This window comes from Sinomicrobium weinanense (genome assembly GCF_018863395.1).
Lineage (GTDB): Bacteria > Bacteroidota > Bacteroidia > Flavobacteriales > Flavobacteriaceae > Sinomicrobium > Sinomicrobium weinanense.
The window spans coordinates 36,244-55,992 of record NZ_JAHKRR010000002.1 but is presented as its reverse complement, the minus strand read 5'-3'; the positions used below and the strand labels follow the sequence as shown (position 1 = coordinate 55,992).

Annotated in this window: 20 protein-coding genes and 1 pseudogene; 1 reads left to right on the top strand and 20 read right to left on the bottom strand. The window is 40.5% G+C overall.

The window, feature by feature from the left end:
• Positions 1 to 667: 667 nt before the first annotated feature.
• The 20 genes and pseudogenes from KN811_RS22095 to KN811_RS05820 form a co-directional block, all read right to left on the bottom strand.
• A pseudogene (locus KN811_RS22095) lies at positions 668 to 1,456 on the bottom strand (recombinase family protein); the annotation flags it as partial.
• Positions 1,431 to 1,592 carry a hypothetical protein gene (locus tag KN811_RS05910; protein ID WP_187964505.1) on the bottom strand — a complete coding sequence of 54 codons (162 nt, stop codon included), beginning with the start codon at positions 1,590 to 1,592 and terminating at the stop codon, positions 1,431 to 1,433. The gene KN811_RS05910 and the pseudogene KN811_RS22095, both read right to left, overlap by 26 nt.
• Positions 1,593 to 2,048: 456 nt before the next feature.
• Positions 2,049 to 3,104, bottom strand: coding sequence for a hypothetical protein (locus KN811_RS05905; protein ID WP_187964506.1), 1,056 nt, complete (start codon positions 3,102 to 3,104; stop codon positions 2,049 to 2,051).
• Positions 3,105 to 3,122: 18 nt separating this feature from the next.
• Positions 3,123 to 3,899, bottom strand: a complete 777-nt coding sequence (locus tag KN811_RS05900) for a hypothetical protein (protein ID WP_187964507.1) — start codon at positions 3,897 to 3,899, stop codon at positions 3,123 to 3,125.
• Positions 3,900 to 3,928: 29 nt separating this feature from the next.
• Positions 3,929 to 4,759 (bottom strand): conjugative transposon protein TraN, encoded by an 831-nt coding sequence (traN, locus tag KN811_RS05895; protein WP_187964508.1) that lies wholly within the window; start codon positions 4,757 to 4,759, stop codon positions 3,929 to 3,931.
• Between the two features lie 14 nt (positions 4,760 to 4,773).
• Positions 4,774 to 6,021 (bottom strand): conjugative transposon protein TraM, encoded by a 1,248-nt coding sequence (traM, locus tag KN811_RS05890; protein WP_187964509.1) that lies wholly within the window; start codon positions 6,019 to 6,021, stop codon positions 4,774 to 4,776.
• A gap of 26 nt (positions 6,022 to 6,047) precedes the next feature.
• Positions 6,048 to 6,380, bottom strand: coding sequence for a hypothetical protein (locus tag KN811_RS05885; protein ID WP_187964510.1), 333 nt, complete (start codon positions 6,378 to 6,380; stop codon positions 6,048 to 6,050).
• Positions 6,381 to 6,397: 17 nt separating this feature from the next.
• Positions 6,398 to 7,018 (bottom strand): conjugative transposon protein TraK, encoded by a 621-nt coding sequence (gene traK, locus KN811_RS05880; RefSeq protein WP_187964511.1) that lies wholly within the window; start codon positions 7,016 to 7,018, stop codon positions 6,398 to 6,400.
• A gap of 52 nt (positions 7,019 to 7,070) precedes the next feature.
• The gene (traJ, locus tag KN811_RS05875) at positions 7,071 to 8,276 is read right to left on the bottom strand and encodes a conjugative transposon protein TraJ (protein ID WP_187964512.1); all 1,206 of its coding nucleotides are present in this window, start codon (positions 8,274 to 8,276) and stop codon (positions 7,071 to 7,073) included.
• A 4-nt stretch (positions 8,277 to 8,280) separates the two neighbouring features.
• A complete protein-coding gene (locus tag KN811_RS05870) occupies positions 8,281 to 8,925 on the bottom strand; it encodes a TerB family tellurite resistance protein (protein WP_216334721.1) in 645 nt (214 codons plus the stop codon).
• A gap of 7 nt (positions 8,926 to 8,932) precedes the next feature.
• Positions 8,933 to 9,586, bottom strand: coding sequence for a hypothetical protein (locus tag KN811_RS05865; protein WP_247716414.1), 654 nt, complete (start codon positions 9,584 to 9,586; stop codon positions 8,933 to 8,935).
• A gap of 7 nt (positions 9,587 to 9,593) precedes the next feature.
• The gene (locus KN811_RS05860) at positions 9,594 to 10,292 is read right to left on the bottom strand and encodes a conjugal transfer protein TraI (RefSeq protein ID WP_216334719.1); all 699 of its coding nucleotides are present in this window, start codon (positions 10,290 to 10,292) and stop codon (positions 9,594 to 9,596) included.
• A 74-nt stretch (positions 10,293 to 10,366) separates the two neighbouring features.
• Positions 10,367 to 12,844: a TraG family conjugative transposon ATPase gene (locus KN811_RS05855; RefSeq protein ID WP_187964514.1), complete on the bottom strand. Its 2,478-nt coding sequence runs from the start codon at positions 12,842 to 12,844 to the stop codon at positions 10,367 to 10,369.
• A gap of 60 nt (positions 12,845 to 12,904) precedes the next feature.
• Positions 12,905 to 13,225: a DUF4133 domain-containing protein gene (locus KN811_RS05850; RefSeq protein ID WP_187964515.1), complete on the bottom strand. Its 321-nt coding sequence runs from the start codon at positions 13,223 to 13,225 to the stop codon at positions 12,905 to 12,907.
• A 58-nt stretch (positions 13,226 to 13,283) separates the two neighbouring features.
• On the bottom strand, positions 13,284 to 13,718 hold the full coding sequence (locus tag KN811_RS05845) for a DUF1896 family protein (protein WP_187964516.1): 435 nt from the start codon (positions 13,716 to 13,718) through the stop codon (positions 13,284 to 13,286).
• 11 nt (positions 13,719 to 13,729) lie between these two features.
• Positions 13,730 to 14,029 carry a DUF4134 domain-containing protein gene (locus KN811_RS05840; protein WP_187964550.1) on the bottom strand — a complete coding sequence of 100 codons (300 nt, stop codon included), beginning with the start codon at positions 14,027 to 14,029 and terminating at the stop codon, positions 13,730 to 13,732.
• 148 nt (positions 14,030 to 14,177) lie between these two features.
• Positions 14,178 to 14,606, bottom strand: coding sequence for a hypothetical protein (locus tag KN811_RS05835; RefSeq protein ID WP_187964517.1), 429 nt, complete (start codon positions 14,604 to 14,606; stop codon positions 14,178 to 14,180).
• A 210-nt stretch (positions 14,607 to 14,816) separates the two neighbouring features.
• Positions 14,817 to 15,494: a hypothetical protein gene (locus tag KN811_RS05830; RefSeq protein WP_187964518.1), complete on the bottom strand. Its 678-nt coding sequence runs from the start codon at positions 15,492 to 15,494 to the stop codon at positions 14,817 to 14,819.
• 90 nt (positions 15,495 to 15,584) lie between these two features.
• Positions 15,585 to 16,433 carry an AraC family transcriptional regulator gene (locus KN811_RS05825; protein WP_187964519.1) on the bottom strand — a complete coding sequence of 283 codons (849 nt, stop codon included), beginning with the start codon at positions 16,431 to 16,433 and terminating at the stop codon, positions 15,585 to 15,587.
• 295 nt (positions 16,434 to 16,728) lie between these two features.
• Positions 16,729 to 17,397: a hypothetical protein gene (locus tag KN811_RS05820; RefSeq protein ID WP_187964520.1), complete on the bottom strand. Its 669-nt coding sequence runs from the start codon at positions 17,395 to 17,397 to the stop codon at positions 16,729 to 16,731.
• Positions 17,398 to 17,746: 349 nt separating this feature from the next.
• Between KN811_RS05820 and KN811_RS05815 the strand changes: the two genes are divergently transcribed.
• Entirely contained in the window at positions 17,747 to 19,405 is a 1,659-nt protein-coding gene (locus KN811_RS05815; protein WP_187964521.1) for an AraC family transcriptional regulator, read from the top strand.
• Positions 19,406 to 19,749 lie beyond the last annotated feature (344 nt).

Here is a 19,749-nt window from a genome sequence, read left to right as displayed (position 1 = left end):
TTTTGGTTTTCAGTAAGTTATCTTCAAGGTTTAGTGGGATGTGGTTAGTTCGATAGCTACCATTTTCATAGTACAATTGGTCATCGAACAGGATGGAAATGAATTGTCTTTTCTTTAAAACATCAATGGAGTCATAGAGCTTACTTAGGTCCTTGAGGTAGTCCAGGTTCTTATAGAGCTTTTTATAGACGGTAGTGCGATCTTTTCCTAATTCTTTAATGGTTTCCTCCAAAGTATATATTTCAGTCGTATAGGTATCATAAAACTTGTCATAAGTTTCCTGATCTATTTGATTGTCGATAAACTTATCCTGAAGAGAATGTAACTTTTCTTTTGACTTATCCAGTTTGATTTTTTGCGATTTTATTTTGTTTTGGTTCGCTATTATCATTTTCTCTATGGTCTTGGTACTTTCCTGTTTGATTTTCTTCATATAGTTATCGGGAAGACTCATCAGGTCAAGGATCTCATGTAATTGTTTATGTGCTTTTATGGCGCTAATATTATTATGTCCGGAATGTTTGCATTTATAATAATAATACTGTCTGCCTGCTGAGCCTGTAGATGCTGCACCGGATAATAGATTTTCACAATGGCATTTTAGAATTCCCCTTAATGGAATATTCTCATCGATAATCGTTCTTTTCGTCATTGGCTTTTTTAGCTTATTCTGAACGTCATTCCACATTGCTTTGGAAATAATAGCTTTGTGGCGGGCAGGAAACAATCCCCCGGGATATTCCTTAAAGGCCTTGACTTTTTGTAGTCCGGCATATATGGGATTTTTAAGAACCAATTCCACTGCTGTATTTCCGGTCCGGGTGAATCCCATTTTTTTTGCCTTTTGTTTTATGATGTATAGTGGGATATCTGCTAAATAGGCATTATAGATATAGGATATGATACTAGCTTCCTCTTCATGAATAATAAGGTGTCTGTCCTTTCCTTCCCCTATTTTTTTGTACCCAAAAGGCGGGTGACCATAAATATACCTGCCTTCTTTAGCTTTCGCAGTATAAATACCTCCGTTTATTTTAATACTTCGATTAATATTATCTTCCTCTGCCAGTAAAAGCTGTAATCCTGCCCTGAAAAAACTTCCCGGAGTATTGTAATCAAAGGTAATGCCTTCAGTTACAGATACGATTTGAATTTTATATTTGCTTTGCAGCATTTTAACCATGACCAGTGCCTCACCGGCATCTCTACTGAACCTGTCGAATTGATCAACTATGAGATAATCGACATGCCTGTGATGCTTTTCAATAAACAGTTTCAATTTTTTAAAATCCGGACGATCAAATGACCGGGCGCTTTTTCCTTCGTCCTTAAATGTATCTATCAATTTTACGTTGTGATATTCTATCCAGTTATCCGTATATAATTCCTGTCGTTCGATAGAACTGTGGCTTTGATTTATCCGGCTGAATCTAAGATATCGAATTGCTTTTTTCATGTTGTTCGAGGGTTAATTCCACAATAATATTGGTAAAAAAGGAGATTAATTTTTCTTCTTTTTGTTGATCAATGATTTCTAATTCTTTTGAAGGGGATATTTCAGAGGTGTTCGCCTTTTTCTTGTCATTCTTCATGTTCAATCCTCTTTTTGAAGAAAGAGAAAGCGATAAGTAAAGATATGAAAAATGCCTCTTAGATGCCACTTATCGGCTGCATTTTTGTTCAAAACAAAAGCTTTCTCCCTCCGTTAATATATAAGCAAAAAGCCTGATTAATCAGGCTTTTATAGATCATTTTATCGCTTTATTTGTTTAAGATACACAGCACTCCTGCGGTTATTTCCAAATGAATGCTCGTAGTTTAAATAACCATAATAGTCTAATTCCCGAATTCGTTTGCAATAGGTAGCCCTGGATGAAATTTTGGCTGCTTCCATCACTTCATGACTAAACACCCGGACAGGGTTGATATAACCTTGTTCTTGAAATTTTAACCATAATACCAGGAACAGGCTAATGTGCGTGGCATGAATACGGCAATCCTTGCCAGCTACTTCCATAAAATACATCAGGGTATTCAACTTGATCCTATTAGTTTCGCTTGATTCGCATACGATCCTTTCCGACGAGGCCTTTTCGTAATCTTACCTTACGTTGAAGCCCTTTTTTCTGTCCAAGTAACCTGTTCCCATTCTTATCCAAAGCAATTTTCTGTCCCTTGGTATTGTACAGGTTCAACGATTTAAACCTCGGGTTTGCCTCAATGGTTATGTGGTGCTGTTTGTTCCCTTGAACTAAGGTAACGGTCCTGCGTTTTCCGTTTTTTAAATCACGCACGAGTTCTTTGGTCTCCGCTTTATTTCCAAGCTCCTTTAGTGGTAATTTCCTGAGTGTTTTTTCCAGGTCAAAACCATACCCGGGATAAAACCGTTTTATATTGTAATTACCCTGGGCATTCCTGTCATTAAAATCGAGCTGCATCCAATGCCTGTTGTCCCCATTTCCTTTCATTACAGAACGGCCAGAGAGTAGATTATGAGCCTGTTCCGCAGTTACGGTATTTTCTCCTGCTGCCTTGAAATAGTGTTTTATCCTGGATGGGTTTCCTTCTTGGCGATGTAAGCTGGCCGTATAACCGGCTAACTCGTATCCCTTACTACCTTGTTTTAGGACCAGGTCAAATTGCATTTGTTCTTTTTTTCCAACCTGGTACGATAGCGGAATAGAAATTTTTTCCTTGTTAGCCAATTGTTCACGCTGTAGAGCAACTTCCGGAAATCCCATTTTCCGAATGGAATCCTTTAACTGTTCGATATTAGTGGTTTGCCTTTGTTGATCTCGTGCAATTTGGGCACCGCGGACCATTCGGGAGATGGCTTTATAAGCCAGCCGAACCCATACATTGGGGTAGAGTTGTTTTTCCAGGTGCCGCCTTTCCTGTCGCATCATCCTTAGGGTTAAACTTTCCTGGGGTGTCAACTGCCCTTTATATTTGGACGATACCCTACGATAAAACCGCAATTTTTCCTTGATAAAATCCCGGTTGGCATTCAATGAAAAGGAAAAAAGTTTCTGAAAACGTTGCTCTCTGGACAACCACCTGGAAAGTTCGATTTCCACCCTGTTATCCATTGTGGTATTTTTCATGATAAAACGTGATTAGGGTCAAACCGTTTTGGCTTTCCGTCTCCTTTTCTTTTTGGCAGAAGGGGAGTTGTCTTCCCCTTCAGGTGTCTGCGTTTGTTTTTTGGTTTTTGACGAATCCTGTTTTTCACGTTGCCTGCGGCCCAAGCGCTGCATATTACTATCAAGTAAGGTAACAGACTTAAATTTCGGATTGGCCACTATATAAACTTTCTGGTCTTCTTTACCTTCACGAATCAAGGTTGCGGAGGCAGGATTTCCTTTTTTAAGGGATTCCATAAGGTTACTTTTGTAACTGTCCTTTTCAAGTTCGCGGAGTGGATATTTTTGCAAAGCGGTATCCAGGTCATACCCATAATTCTCGTTATAGTATTTCATCTGATAGTTCCCCTTGTCGTTGGTTTCCTTAAAATCCAGCTGTACCCAAGTGTTATAGGCTTCTCCTTCTTTATTTCTGAGGTTTTTATTAACGGCTCTTCCCTGCATGAGGTTATAGGCTTCCTTAAGGGTAATATTGTTCCCTAGATTGATATAGAATTGTTGCTCCATATCGGGCTTGCCCTCCCTTTTGAGGTTCACTTTATAGGAATTGAAGAAATACATATCACTGTCCTCCCTTTTGGATTGGCTAAAGTGGAGTTTAGCATCTACTTTGTCATCTCCGTAGGCCGTTTTGTAATCCAGGGTAAAGGTAGCGGGCTTTTGTGCCATTTTTTCCTTTAAAGTATTATCCAGCGTATCTCCGAATCCGGCATACATGACCTGTTCCTGTAGGAAACTTAAATTTTCTTGATTCATCACATTTCATTTTTCAGTTAAACAATAGTTTATAATACCGTGGCACGCATGAGCTTTCGGTTTTTTATACTCAGTTCCAGGTGCCTGCCTCCGTAGTTTTCCATAAGCTGCACGGATAGCTGTTTTTTATTGGGTAGGGTACGTTTCTGTAAAGCAACTACCAGGGTTTGTCCGGATTGCCCTTCAACTTTATCAGTGTCTTTATACATATATAAAGGGGGGATCTCCATCTCCTGATATGTGGTGCGTTTGGCCTTTTTCCGATCCCGGACAAAAAAACGGAGCTGGTCTATAGTATACTTTAGGTTAGAAGCGTTTTCAATATGAAACCGATAATACATAACATTGTCTTTAACAAAAAGCCCGGTTAGCCGAAATGTCACCCCATTATTTTTATCTTTAACTCCCCTGATTTTTTTCTTTTTTCCGGCAGTGATCTCCGCGTATTTTTTCAGGATGCTTTCATTGGATGTCCCCGGAGAAAAGGCTACTTCCGATATATCCCGTATACCGAAAGAGTAATTCAGGGTTTTTGGATTAGCCGTATATCGCAACAGGAAAGAATATAATTTACCGTCGGATGTGATGACAGTAAGATTAGTTTCTTTCATATGTTCCTGTGCGGCTTTAAGCTGTAAGATATTTTCTGTTCCTTTGGCCTTTTGCACCAACACCTCTTTACTACCCCGGTCTACACTCCGTATATCATATGGGAAGATGAGATTTGTAGTTTTGTTATCAGTGATGGCAATAGGAAAAGATTCTATAGTGTGTATGATGCCTATGGACTCCGCATAGCTTAAAAATGCAGTAAAGATTAGTACTAATGCTGTAAAAGTATTGCGATAATATGTTTTCATGATATATTGAATTTTTAGTTTTTCTGTTTTTTATCCTGTAATAAAACTGGATCACCGGCTTTAACAGTGACCTTAATAAGTTTAGCCTTTTTGCTAAAAAAACTACGGGTAGCTTCTATTCCTGCACTGGCCATCTGGGCTTCCAGGGAAGTGTCAAAGGAGGTGAGCCCTATGCCTTGTACCGTTTGGCCGGCAGATTCCTTGGCAATCTTGCCGGAGAGGGTTCCCTTGATGTGCATACCCTGGATGCCATCCATTCCGTATACGGTCAGCTCCACAGGGAATAAAGAGTTCCGATAACGGATACCATCGATAGTGATATGCAATCGTTCCCCCGAGATATTGGCCGTGCCGAATACAAAATGACCTTTAGGAATCCGTACGCCCTGAATATAGATATCCTGCGTCAGGCGGAGTTTTACGATAGCCCCCGAAACCAGGGTCCGGGTCTCGTGGATCACTGCTGCGATAGCGTTTTGTAAGGTATCTTCCCATGCAAAGGATTCCAGGCCATAAAAACCGGAATCCAGACCCTGTAATATGCTGTCACTGCCATCTAACAGGGAAACCGGATTTTCTTCAGGCATTTGTGAAACAGGGAATACCTTTCCTTTGTTTTCCCTGGAAGCCTGTGCCAGTTTTTCCTGTATCCGCTGTGGGTGTTGGATGTCCAGTATGGTTTCCAGCATGTGGTTGAGTTGCCGGATTTCAGGATCTTCGGGTTCCGGAGAAGTCATCTGCTGCATCATCAGTTCCAATCGGTCGATGTCTTCGTTGTCCGGAGATACCCTGCCGTCAGGAATGGTCTGTGGATGGGAGCTAAGGGGTGAGGGAGCGGTATCGGGATGATCCAGTATTTTTTCCAGTTTCGCCAGTTTCTGATACACTTTTTCCTCGTTTGGGTCTTGATACCCCATGTCCCAAGGAGATGCTATGGAAGTTTCTAGTTTTCGGTTTTTGGAGAGGTCCCCTTGTCCGTGGTCCGCATCCTGATCAGGAACATGCTGATAGTACGGGTCATTTTTGGCTTGTTCCTGCCATTTAACCGAATCCGATTTGGCCTTCTGGTAATAACTCATTTTATCCGATGGAAATTCTTTTTCCGTGTTTACTTCCGGCAGTTCCGGATTTATCGACTTCCAGGTGGACTTTTGGGTGAAATTTTCCCCCGGTCCATCACTAAATATCCAGAATAACAGGGTAACCACCGGAAGGATCAATAGGGGAAGGACCCATAGGATTTTTCGATTTTTCTTTTTCATAGTTTCGTGATTTTTAATTACTCATTTTAATGTGGTATATGACTGCTGTCCTTTGGCTTATTTTTTAGAATGCTATCAAATGCCTTTAGGCTATCATCGTGATCCCGGGACTCCTTTGAGGCAGGGGGTATTTGTATGATCTGTTTTTCTTTAAAGGTCAGACTATGCCAAATGAGCCAGGTGTTATATGCCACTGATACCAATACAAAACAGGCCAGCAGAAGTACCCAGGCTTTAGGGGAAATATGGGATGTTTTGCGGTCTATCCATGCAGCCCATCGGGATTGTATGTTCAGAATCCTGTCAATGACCCATAACACAAGTTTATCCCGGGATGATTTTGTTTGTTTTTGTTTCATGATATGTGGCTTATCTGTTACCTGCGGTTTTTTACCTGGATATCCCGGTTTTCAAGAATTTGCCAACGCTCGATCAGAAAACCATGGGGATTGTTATCACTCCGGGAAACATTTCGGAGTACCCCGTTTGTGATCAGTCTCCGTGTTACTATACTGGTGGTACGCACTAATTTTTGGGTGGCATAACAGCGAAAAGCATAAGGATGGTTTTCTATGTTTACCTGAACACTATCAACTTTAATGGTCTGGCTGACATTGCCGGATATCATTTGGGCATAGTACCCTTTTTCTTCCAGGTTGTCGTATTGTCTTTTAGCAGAGCCATCAGCCAGGTACAAGGCTTTGGAGATGTGCTCGCGAATGACCTTATCATCAGGTGCCAGGGTAAAGAACCAATGGTGAAAGGTTTTGACATGGTCCCGGGCCTCCACGGGGATATTTTCCCTTCTGCTGGATGCCCGGGCTTGTAACACCTTCCCATCCGATAACACGTAAACCCGTTGTTGTGTGGTGGCGACAAGGGCATGTCCCTGATATATGGTATAAGCACAGATCAGGATACTTCCAATTATAACCACCAGGGCTGTAAGCCTGACCTGTTTAAAGGCGGTATCGATATTTTTTGCTTTCTGAAACATCTTCTCTTATCATTTATCTGTCTTCATGAAGGCTCAAACCAACTCATGGAGCTTAGGTGTTCCCTTTTAATTTATCTTTCATGTATTTGTTGGAAGTATTTGAATTACTGCCAAAGTAATCGGAAGAGACCCCGTGCCCGGCCATACTCTGCGACATTCTACTGAAAACATCTCCCATAGCATCAACAGCCATTCCGGCCCCGGTTGTCGTAGAAGAAACCACCTTTCGGGAGGAGCTTTTTAAAAGATTGGTTACTTTTTGGGTCAGGGCACTGCCACCTCCGGCATGGATGATATAATTGGCCATGGAAGGAACGGTAAAATATCCAACGATGCCAATGATTAAAAAGATCATATAGGCAATGTCCGTACTACTGAAGAAGGTATCCCCGTAACCTTCGACCTGGGAGATGTCCAGTTCCAGCATTTTTTGTTGTATTTTCCCGAGCAAACTGCCAAAGATATTGGCAATGGGGAGCCAGAGAAAGACATTGAGGTAACGGGCAATCCACACTGCCAGGGTATGCTGGAAGCCATCAAAGACCGCAATTCCGAAAACCAGGGGACCGAGAATCGCCAGAACAATAAGCTGGAAGGTGCGCAGGGTGTCAATACAAAGGGTCGCCGATTCAAAAATCACCCGTAAAACTTCGCTAAGCCATTCCTTGACGGAATGCCGGAACCTATAAGAAGCCATGTCCATACCAAACTTAAACTCGTTTCCGAGACTTTCCCAAAGGCCCGCATCTGATGGTTCGGCATTATCATGGGTATAACGATACCAACGATCCGGATCTCCCATGCCATCAGCACCTACATACATTTTCCAGGCCTCCGTTTTTTTCAAGGCGTCTTCTTTACGTTCCAGCAATACGGCTATGGCCTTATCTGAATTTTGGACCATGGCCGAAGTAGCACTTACCGTGGGCTGCATTACGCCGTTGATCAGTCCTATGACCGAGGGGAAAACGGCAATGCAGATCCCAATGGCAAAAGGTCTGAATAGTGGATAAAAGTCAATGGACTCGGCATTGGCCAGGTGTCGCCATACCCTTGATGCGATATACCAAAGGGCGGCAAAACCGGCAATTCCCTGAGCTACTCCTATAAGCTGGCTACAAAGCGGTAACATTTCTGCATAAAGCTGTTGTAATACCCCATGCAGGCTACTAATTTCTCCACTTCCCTGGGCCAAACCCGTAACAGGTGTAAGCGCTAAGAATAGCCATATCTTTATGGTTTTAAGCGATGCTCTCATAGGACTATGGGGTTTGAGAAATTCCATAAATCAGTTCCAGGGTGTTTACATCCTGTTTCTCACGGGCTCTTTGAATAGCAAGAACCGTGGTCCTATCATTGAAATAGCGCAGGAATTCCAGTTTGTCTTCCATTTCAATAAAGATGCGGTCAATGGCCTGAAGCCTTTCATCATCCGACATACGGAGTTTATTAGCGGTCAATACCGTGGCCAGGTCATCCAGGTTTTGCAGGCTTTCTTTGAAAAGGCGGTCATAGACTTGTTTTAAATAGAGCAGTTCATCCGGATTGATATTGCCATCCTTTTGAAACCTGGAATATGCTGCTTTGTATTCCTTAAACAAATAGCCCTGGTAACGGATAATATCGGCTACCCGTTTGTAATTCCTAACCGTTGGGCTTACTTGCATCAATCCATCGAGAAATACCTGGTGCAGTGTGAAATTCCCTTCGGACAGATCTTTTATGGTATTATATCCTTTGGTCAAGATCTGATACCCTTTTTTCATATCACTCAGGATTTGCTTAAACTGAGTGAGTTTTTCCACATTAAGCAGTAGTTGGGCTACCTCGTGAGATTGCGCTGTGGTTTTCAAGGGTGCCAGAAATCCCAATAGAAGAATTCCCGAACATATCATTTTTCGTGTCATCGTTGTTTTATTTTAGATTGTACATCAGGCGTATCTTTTGGGTATCGCCTTTTTCCTGTAATCGTGCTAAGGCAAGTTGTTTACTTTCCTTGCTGAATTCCTGGTAAAAACCATAGTGTTCCAACATCTGGTTATAGAGGAGATCGATACGTTCTAGCCGGGCATCATCGGTCATTTCCAGATCACCGTTGGTACAGATTTCAATAAGCTCGTTCAGGGTGTCCAAAGAAAAATCCAGGGTTCTTTCGAAAACTCCACAGAGATACTCTAATTCCTTTTCATTAAAAGCCTTACTTTGATTGAGTTGTTTAAGGGATTGACTATATTCCCTGGTCATTTGGTATTGTAAGACCATGATCTCGGTGACCTGGGCGTACTGCTTAATATTCGGATTGACTTTTTCGAGGGATTGAAAGTAATCCGAATGGAAATTGACCTCTCCGTTTTTAAGGTCACCAATAAAGTTTAAGCCATCTTTGGCAATGGAGTACCCCTTCCTTGCATAACCGATATACATTTGTAGCGCTACGATTTGCTGAATCAAATACTTCTTTTGGGTTTTCTTTTGGCGCCACCACTCAGAAAAGGTTTGGCCCTGGGCAGCGTTTATAGATAATAACCCTACCAGCAGTAAAACCCAGCATGTCCTTGTTATTTTCATATTTGATTTATTGAGGGATTCCATAGAGTTGCTTTACCGTTTCCAATTGTCCCTGTTCCTTAGCCCTTTGTAAGCTGAGCAGGATATTTTGACGATTGAAACGTTTCAGATCGAGATAGGTCTGTTCTACCCGGTCAGCAGCATTATTGATAATTTCAAGGCGTTTTGCATCACTCATCTGGGTGGCAAAAGCCTCGATGATCAAAAAGATCTGATCCAGGTTTTCCAGGCTGTTATCCAGCATTGTGGAATAAACTTTTTCCATATAGTCAACTTCATCCGGAGTAAACCGGGTATCTTTCCGAAGCAAGTGCCATATCCGTTGGTATTCTGCAATCATGGCCGATTGCATTTCGGTAATGTCGCGGATGCGTTGATAATAAGTGATTACCGCTTTGACCTTAACCAGTTCCTGGTAATACCCCTGATAAAGTTCTTTTTGTCGTTCTGTCCAATCAGCGATCTCGGTGAGTTTGAGTTTGGAAAGGGTATTCTCCAGGGTCTTTTGTGCATTTTGGAGCCATACCGTTTTGTTTTGTAACCGCTGGATTTTTAAATCAACTGCTTTGATTACCTTCTTGATCCCGGCCTTGATGACTTCCAGGATAGCAATCGGAGCCGGGGGAGCCTCGGATGGAGCAGGGGAGGCACTCCAAAGGGTTATGCATAACATGCCTAGCATAATCTTTTTTAATAAATGTTTCATTTCCATGCTTGTTTTATAGTTCCGAAAACACTTCTATTGTTGTCTACTCAAATAGGAGTGAATCCGCAACGTGATTAATTTTGACTTCTCATATCAGCCGCCAGGGCAGCAATGCCCTTTTGGATGTTTCCTCCGAATTTCTCCGCATATTCCATGACTTTTACTTTTTCGCTTTGTTCGGTAGTATAGGCCAGGTATTCCTCCACAGAGACTTCGGTACGATAAACTTTGGAAACCATCCCACCCAGACTGATAAATACTTCTTTGTATTTTTTGGTAGGATCGTTGGCTTTATTGACCGAAAGTACCAGGGCCTTTTCCTTTTCGGTAAGCCCCAGGAGTTCCTGGATCTGGTCAAACTTGTTCTGGTATTTGCGCTGGTCCAGCAGGATCTTACAATCGGAATTATTGATAATGGCCTGTTTGACAATGGGCGAGGAAATAATATCTTCCACCTCCTGGGTAACCACGATGGCCTCTCCGAAATACTTCCGTACCGTTTTGAATAAATACTTTATATATTCGGCCATCCCTTCCCGGGCTATAGCTTTCCAGGCCTCTTCGATCAGGATCATTTTGCGTAGCCCGTGAAGTTTGCGCATCTTGTTAATGAACACTTCCATAATGATTATGGTCACCACGGGGAAGAGAATAGGATGGTCCTTGATATTGTCCAGTTCGAAAACAATAAACCGTTGTTGTAAGAGGTTCAGGTTTTCCCGGGCATTGAGCAGGTAGTCAAACTCCCCGCCCTTGTAATAAGGACGAAGTACGTACAGGAAATTATTGACATCAAAATCCCTGTCCTTGACATTATCCTTTTCCAAATCCCGGATAAAGGTGTATTTCAGGTATTCATAAAAGCTGTCAAAACAGGCAAAGTCGTTGGGTGACTGTCCAAGATGTTCGTAATACCCGGTTAACGCATTGGATAATGCTACATATTCGCTCCGTTTAAAAGTTTCATTATCCTTTTTCCATAAGGCAAGCAGTAGCGTTTTGATACTCTCTTTTTTCTCTGTATCCAGGCTGTCCCCTTCACCGATATAAAAGGGGTTAAAACGAATAGGGTTTGCTTCGGAATACGTAAAGTAATAGCCATCAACCATATCGCAAAGCCCTTTATAGCTGTGTCCTACATCAACCAAAACAATATGGGTACCTTGCTCATAGTAGCTGCGTACCATGTGATTGGTGAAGAAAGATTTTCCTGATCCGGAAGGCCCCAGGATAAACTTATTGCGATTGGTACAAATCCCCTGTTTCATAGGCTCATCAGAAATATCCACATGAACAGGCTTTCCGGTTAACCGGTCACCCAAACGCAACCCGACGGGGCTTATGGAAGTGCGATACCCGGTTTCCAGGTTAAGAAAACAACTGGCTTGTTCCACAAAAGTGTCAAAGCTGTCATTCATAGGAAAATCTGCCTGGTTCCCCGGAATCCCTCCCCAATAGATCTGGGCAGCTCCGGCCGTTTCTATCTTGGCAACGGCATCCATTTGGGCCAGGGCGGAAGAAACCTTATTTTTTAATTCCGGAAGTTCTTCTTTTCGGTCTGTCCATACCATTATATTAAAATGCGCCTTTACCGGTAGCCGTTGTTCACTAATGGCCTCATTGAGAAATTGGTTAACCGCATCCCTTGCAATAGTATTTTCACGGCTGTATGCCGCTAGTGATTGCAACCGGAGCCGCTTACTTTCTAAAGTCTTGACCGTCTTTTGTGCATCTTCTATAAAAATGTATTGGTTGAAGATATGATTGCAGGGGAGTAGCTGTCCCAAGGGGGAGGCAAAACTCACCGAAAACCGTGTTTTATCCGTGCTGTATTTATCGTAATCGATACGGCTTCCGCACAATGCAGGAAGATTTGTGGCATCACCCAGGCTGTATATCTGGGCATATTGATCTCCTACTTTTAGGTAGTCCCCGGTCAGCTCCAGGTCTTTAATGAAGTTCCCGGATGTCTTTGGCTCCAAAAAGCAGTATTGTTCCAGTAATCCTGAAGTTTTATCGCTGCTCCAAATATCTTTTTCGGCGATCCGGGTGAGATTAACCATTCCACTGTCTTCCAATATTCGGGTAAACTGACCGACGGAATCCATAAAATCCTGAAACTTTTGCTCATCCAGGGTGTCTTTCGGAACCAAGGTGGGGCGAATCAGGTTGGAGAAAAGTGAGGTGGTGAGTTTCCTGCCTTTAGGTTTTTTGGTAAGAAAAATATAACAGCAATGGTCCAGGTAAGGACGTTCGTTAAAAAAACGTTCACTGCTATGGGATAGGAAAGTAATATCCTCTTTGGTGAAATCCGGGTTGTGACGGGCATCCAAAAACCAGTCTTGTTTATGAAAGACCGTATGGTGCGGTAGTATTTTGAGCGCCTTGATCCAGGCTTGATGAAATGCCTCGTATTCCTGGTTGCTCAGGGTAAAGATCTCTGGTAGTTCTGCCTTAAAGGCTACCGTGATGTCCCCTTTTTTGGAAAGGATGCCATCATGTTGTATATCCATTATCGGAAACAGGTCTTTCATCATCTTTTCGTTCTTCATTTTCCTGTCTTTTATAAGTTTAGGAATGGTTTCCCTGTTTTGTATTTGAACTTTTACCTTTTACCTGTCTGGTTTGTAAAAGGTCTTTCGTGTATGGCATTTTATGACATGAGGGACCTGGCGTTGCGCAAGTTTTTTCATTAACCCGTGTTCTCCATATACCTTGCTCATCCTGTAGATTTTCAGGATCAGGAAAGCCCCAAATCCAAGTATGATAACCACACAGACCAGGGCCGGTATACCAATAATATACATTGTTGCAAATAGGATAAGGAGCAGTACAACTACACCGCCCAAATACCATATGTACTGCGCTTTGAGGCCACGGAACTCTATACTCTGATTGATTCCCTTGTGGTTTTGATATACACTATTGCTCATTTCCTGTTATATGCTGTCCCGGAAAGGGTTCCCTTGTTCATACCATTTTGTATTTCACTTACTTGCTTTCCAGGTGTTTTGTAATTATACCTGTAATGATATCCCGTAGCCTTTTACTGTTTTTGTTTTGTTCAGAAAATCCTATAGCTTCAAAAGCCTCCTTACAGGAATCGATAATGGTAACCACCTGGTAAGTCAATGTACCTGCTTCTTTAAATCGTAAAAAACCGGGTTTGAATTCTTCTTCCAGGATGCTTCGGACATAGTGAAACCTGGAAGGTTTCAGGTCTTTGGTCAACTCTTGTAGTGCGAGTTCTTCTAAGGTTTCGTTTGGCAGGCCTTGTTCCTGCCATTGTTCAAGCTGGTCATTCAAAGTACCTATCTTATGATCCAGATATTTCCTTACAGAGTAGTCTTCCTGTAGGGAAAACATCAGTTCAGGATTGTTCTCGATGATATAATCCCAGAGTTTTTCAATGAGCTTTTCCTTCATGACTTTTGTTTTTATACACCGAAAAAAGATTTGATCACCGTAGTGACCACCACGAGAAAGACACAGCTTCCAAACCAGGCAGCGGCTACTTTACCCGTATCGGGATCACCGGCATTCCATTTTTGATAGACCTTAACAGCGCCTATAAGCCCTAAGATGGCTCCGACCGCGTACATCAGGTTAGTCCCTGCATCGAAGTAACTTCGTACTTTCTGATTAGCTTCGTTGATCCCGGCAATCCCATCCTGGGCCCGGGCGGCAACATGAGTCAGCCATAAAAGTGCCGATATGGCTAACTGCTTTTGCCCCATCCATTTCCTTCTACACATTATCATTTTTCATTTTGTATTAAGGGTTAAATTGTTTTTAAAAAAGTGAAAAGGCCTGTTACCATCTCGTTTCTCTTCATGCTCCTTTCTTTTTACCTACGCCTTGAAACGGACAGTAACGGCCTTTCCTTTAGGCCTGATCGGGCTCCCTGCGCCATAGATCTCTTAATTCATCTTTCCGAAGACCGACCGGACCGTATTTTTCACATTCCGAAGCGATGAGCTCGTGAATAGCTGCCTGATAAGGAAAGTGTTGCAGGGTGGGATAGCGGCGAAGTACAGATGCCAGGCTATTCAAAAGCTCACTTCGGTTATATCGTTTTTGAAATGCATCGGCAATAGTTTGTTTCAGTGTATTGCTCAAATGTTCAATCTGCTCAAATATCTCATCGGATGTTTCTTCAAAAGGTAGTACAGGGCTTTCCGTAGTTTCATTTTTTGTATTTGAAAAGGTGTTGGGAAGCGTTTTGAACTTCTGAAAAGAGTACCATAGGCCCAGGGCACTATAATAGAGAAGTAGTATTAAAAAAACACCAAGAAAATAATGTTGCCATTCCATAACTGTTCAATTTTATCCATCTATGGTTGCACTCGTAGTGCATTAATTTTCAGGACAAAGGAACTGCGAATAGGAAGGCACGACAACTACAACTTTTTGTTGTAGCCCAAGTTGTAGCCTTGTAGCCCTCAATAAAATAAGGGGTTTAGAGAGATGTACTTTTTTTGAATAAAGTGTATTTTGTTGAGTGGGATGACAGGAACAAGTCACTTAGTACTCTTTAATTTTTTCAATAAGCCGGATCAATTCTGAAATAACGACCTCCTTATCGGATTCTTCTGCTTTATATGCACTTACCCGCATGGCTTCAAAAGAAATTTCTTTTTTATGAGGTGTAGAAAGATATGGAGCAATATGCTTGAAAACAGTGCGCAACGATCTGGCCCTAATTATTCGGAGTTCGTCAGCAGCCCGGAGGAACAATGCAATTTGGTCTGTAGATAGGTCGCACAATATTTTGTCCTTGACCTTTAGCTTGGCGGGTATGGTTTCCCTATTCTTTATAGAGAACCTTCCAGGGTTTAAGTAGTAAACAAATCTTATTTCCATAAAATTTATAAGTTCCTTGAAACACTGTTTAAGTGCATTGAGGATTTTCCTTAATTCTTTTTGTTGAAAAGGTTGAGTGAATTCATATTGAACAATACTATCCAGTAGTATGTGTAAAGAAGTATGGTAATTAACAATGATCAAACGGATGTGTTTTTCCCGGGTCAAAGAAAAAACCTGATGCTTTAATTTGGATTGTACAGCTATGGTTTCTTCAGGAATTCTCCGGAAAAGATCGTCCAATTGCGTTGTTGATATAGCATAAATATGAGATTTCTCGGGGTTCAACTTTATACTTACTAATGTATCCAGCCATGCTAATAGATATTCCTGTGCCATGCTTATATTATTTAACCCTTTTAAAAAGGGATTTTTACAATATAGGATGGTATTTCCATCAAGAAAATACCCGCATAGCATATACAGGAATCAGGGGATCACAAATCCCTGTCTTCTAAAATCTGAAGGAGAAAAAGAAGTATGCTTTTTAAAAACATAGGCAAAATGTGAAGAAGTTTTAAACCCCAGGATATTACTGATGCTGTTAATGGGCTCTTTTTTACCTAACAACTCCATGGCTACTGTGATTAGTTTTTCTTCAATACATTCTTTTGCCGGTTTATGAGTTACTTCTTTAACTACTTTAGAGAGATGATCTGCACTTACATGTAGTGCATTGGCATAAAATTTTACCATATGTTCCGACTTAAAATGTGTTTCTACAAGTTGTAAAAAACGAAAAACAAGAAAATACTTGTATTGATATTCTGTTTTCATTTCAGGGACATAACTAAAATAGATTTCCCGGAGCTCCCGTAAAAGAAATAGAACCTTTCGGTCTAAAAATCTTTTTCCTAACGGATTTCTATAATGTTTCCCGTATTTAAGGATCAATAATTTAAACCATTGAAGGAGAATAATAAAATCAGTGGACCTTAAAGTTATTTTGGAATATCCCAGAGAAATTAAAAAGATTAGAAAAGATGGTGCATTTTTTACCAAGTTCCTTTGGTAAAGGTAGTTGAGGTTAAGCGATAACACCCAAAGTTCAGAGCTATCATTTATAATATGGGCCTTATTGTAGTAAGATTTGGTTAAAAGACATAGGTCCCGGGAGGCTAATTCAATTTCAGTCCCTTTCCTGGCCATGCCCAAATACCCCGTATTAACTAAGAGGATGTTGAAGCCATTTTCTTTTAATAACAGATCTAGTTTTCCTTTTTGTTTATTATTACCAATGTATTCAACAGTAAACGGTCTGTGGAGTTCAGAATTCATAGGGGTATACTTAAGTTAGGTTTTGGTAATAGGAAGGTCAATGGAGTGCAAAATATCTGTAAATCATACAGACGGATAATTGTAATATGTTTATTAAGATGTTGAAAAACAGTATAATGGAGATGTTCCTGGGAGAAGCGCTCTTTAAGGAATTATCAGGCAAATAATCTATAAGCTCATCATAGGTATATAAATCCAATACATAATAGAGGCTAACAAGATCAAAACATAGGATCACTATTAAAATAATGATGACCAATCGTCCCAGGAACCAGCTCTTGCTCATATAAAATTCTTAATGATGCAGCGTATACAATAAGGCATTGGAAATTGCAGTTGGTGTATCCTCAATAGCTGTGATAATCATGGAAACCACGTTTCCCACAGCTACATCCCAATCCTCATCTTCTTCCTCTCCTTCTCCTGCACTATACAGGGTAAATCCGCTATAACGAAGTAGGGAAGTGGTGGTCAGAATCACCTGCTTGTCCCGATCGATCCATTCTGCCTCTGCTACTTCAGTTTCATAGGCACATATGGTATTGTACCAGGTATTATAATCATTACCGGATTGGGCCAGAATCTCATTAAGAAAATCAAGAAAACTATCCTTTGCTGAAGCTGATAGATTTGCCTCGGAGAGAATTTTTTCAAGGTTTTTTTCAGGGAGAGTATCGGTAGGTATTTCGGAGAACCGTTCATACTGTGATGTTTTATAGCCGTAATTGTTCCATAAGGAACGGACTTGTTTGTCAATATCCTCAATGTCCCAGGAGGTAAGGTCATGCTCTGGATAAGATTCCAGAAATTCCTGGTATATACGGCCTGCATAGTCATACGCGTTAGCACTGTTTTCTGGTTGTACTCTAACGCTTTCGCTTGAGTCAATATACGGGTCATTATCCGTACTGCAAGACAGGGCTATCCATGCCAATACGGCACATAAGATTGTTGAACGATTCATGATGTAGGATGTGTTAATGTTCTGATTACTTTGTTTTCATCAGTTCATTTTCACCCGGGTTAAGTAGAACTATACTTAGTGGAATCCACAAGCAAAGCTATGGTCATGTTTGAGCCCGAACAAGTGGTACTACGTGTGTTTTCGTAAAATCAATATGTGTTTTTCGGAAAACACATGCACTGTTTTTTTATGTTAAAAACTGTTGATTTCATTAGGATTGTCTTAAATTTGATAATAGCTCAAGATGATTAATGTTGCTTGAATGTGTTATTCTCAAAGCAATTTGCAGGACAACAAAATATAGGACTTCCCCCTTCCCTAAACATGCCGTCAACCTATATGTTTATTTATGTGTTTAAGAATTTATTTGGTATTATGTACGCTTTTTATAGCGCCGTTGCATCCCCAGCAATCAACGGATAAATTCCCCGATAGCCTTCTACTTAAAAGTTATCTTGAACTTTTTAATACGTTAAAAGCCGAAAAAAGACCCGATCAACAACAGGTATACCTGGCGGCTTATTTGACCAAGGCCAGGAAAGAAATGAACCGGGAAAAGATAGTTCAGGGATATAAAAACTACTTACATCGTGCAGATGCTTCTTTAAAACTCACCTATGCAGATAGTATGATATACGCAGCCAGAAAATCTGGCAATTCTGCACTTATAGGGTCTGCCTACTTAACCAAGGGCATTACTTATTATGGACTAAAAGAGGTAAAGGATGCTATGGACCAGTATATTATTGCCTATGATTATATCAAAGACAGTAATGATGAGTATCAAAAGCATAAAGTAACTTATATGATAGGCCATGTAAAGTATTATTTAGGGTATTACAGTGATGCTGTTGAACTGTTTAATCAATGCCTGGCTTATTTTAAAACAAAAAATCATAAAGCTTATTTAAATACATTACACTCTTTGGGATTGTGCCATAATCAAATGGGAAATTATGGGTTGTGCTCCGAGACTAATAACTTAGGGCTTCTCGAAGCCCAACGTTTTAATGATCACCGGATGGATATGTATTTTAATCATTCCGAAGGGATCAATGACTATAAGACCGAAGACTATGACCTTGCCATAAATAAATTAACTAAGGCCATCCCAAAAATAATGGACCAAGGTGATTTTGCTAACGTGTCAGTAGGGTATTTTTACCTGGGCAGGAGCTACTGGGCTTTGGGAAAAACAGAGAAGGCACTGACGTATTTTAAAAAAGTGGATGAAATCTTTAACCAGGAAGAATATATTCGTCCTGATCTGCGTGAAGGTTATGAATTATTGATAAAGTATTATGAATCTTCTGAAAATTTAAAAACGCAATTATACTATATCAAGCAACTTAGAAAGGTTGATGATGTCTTAAATAAGACATACCGATATTTGTCCGGACAAATATATAAGGAATACGACACTCGCAAACTCAAACAACAAGAAAAAAAGATAGAAAACCTCACGCTTCAAAAGCAGTACAGTGAAATGCGTTGGGGCATTCTATCGGGAATATTGCTGCTCATAGGTATATATGTTATGTATAGATATGTCAGAAATAAAAAAAAGTATAAAGTATTAATAGAGGAACTTCAGACGGGAAAAATAAAGAAGAAGAAACCAAGATCAAATTCTCGTTTAGCTGGTATTAAGCCTGAAGTGGTAAAGACTATAGTAAAGCAACTTGAAAAGTTTGAAAAAGAAAAAGGGTTCCTCCAGCAAGAAATTACCTTAGTCAAATTGGCAGCGGCTTTTGATGCTAATGACAGGTATCTTTCAAAGGTAATATGGCATTATAAGAATAAGCGTTTTGGAGAATATATCAATACTATGAGAATAGAGTACATGTTGTATTTATTGAAGAATGAAAAAATATATAGGGCATATAGTGTCAAAGCTTTGGCAAAAGATGCTGGTTTTACCACAACTCAACGTTTCGTAAATGCATTTAAGCATCGCACAGGAGTAGCGCCATCATATTTTATTGATGATCTCAGTAAAAAAGAATAAATTTCAGTAGTACGGAAATCCCCCTTTTGAGAGTTGAGAAGGTATAATGTTGCGTAAGAATTTTAACATTTTAATTCACTAATCGCGAAAGATGTTGAATTTAAATACCTTTTTGTGATGAAAATCGTATTGGTTTTATTTTGTTGATAATGAATTTATTATGTTGATTTTATGTGGGTTTATATGCGATTACCTCTCTTGCGTGCCGATTAAAAACTATATAATAATGTCACTTATTTAAATTTATTATTAACTTTGGTTTAGCTTAAAAAAGCATTTTTTTTCCACAGTTTAGACAGTCCCACAATAATATATTATCCCCAAGTTAACAACGATCCGAATTA